Source organism: Janthinobacterium sp. GW821-FHT03C08 (genome assembly GCF_059420905.1).
The window spans coordinates 1-533 of record NZ_JBWKUP010000063.1 but is presented as its reverse complement, the minus strand read 5'-3'; the positions used below and the strand labels follow the sequence as shown (position 1 = coordinate 533).

1 protein-coding gene is annotated in these 533 nt (G+C 61.5%); it reads left to right on the top strand.

What is annotated here, in order from left to right; genetic code table 11:
• On the top strand, positions 1–459 hold a 459-nt coding region (locus AC07VL_RS28075), incomplete at its 5' end, for an HK97 family phage prohead protease (RefSeq protein WP_494808763.1).
• Between the last annotated feature and the right edge of the window lie 74 nt (positions 460–533).

The following is a 533-nucleotide window of genomic DNA, read 5'->3' as shown; positions in this document are numbered from 1 at the left end:
GCCACCGAGCCGATTGGCGTCTGGACCGAGATCGTCGAGGACGCCAAGGGATTGCGCATCAAGGGACAACTTGCCCTTGAAACCGCGCGCGGGCGCGAAGCCCACGCACTCCTGAAGATTGGCGCGCTCAATGGCCTGTCCATCGGCTTCGAAGCGGTCGAGTGGTCGTATGACGGCGAGTTGCGGATTCTCACCGTGGTCGACCTGTGGGAAATCTCCCTGGTCACCTTTCCGGCCAACCGCCAGGCGCGCATCACCAGCGTAAAGGCAGCTGATGTGGCTGCCATCAAAACCATTCGTCAAGCCGAGCAAGCCCTGCGGGATGCGGGCGTCTCGGCGGACACGGCCAAGGCATTGATCGCCGGGGTCAAACGTATCGCCCTCGATGAGCGGGACGCTCGTGGGGCGGACGCAGCCATGAAGGCGGCCGACCGGCTGCTCCGCATTCTCAAAACTTGAAAGAAGACTATGAAGAAAACTACTTTGCTGGCCACCATGGCCATTCACTTCGCTGCGTTCCAGGCCAAAGCCGT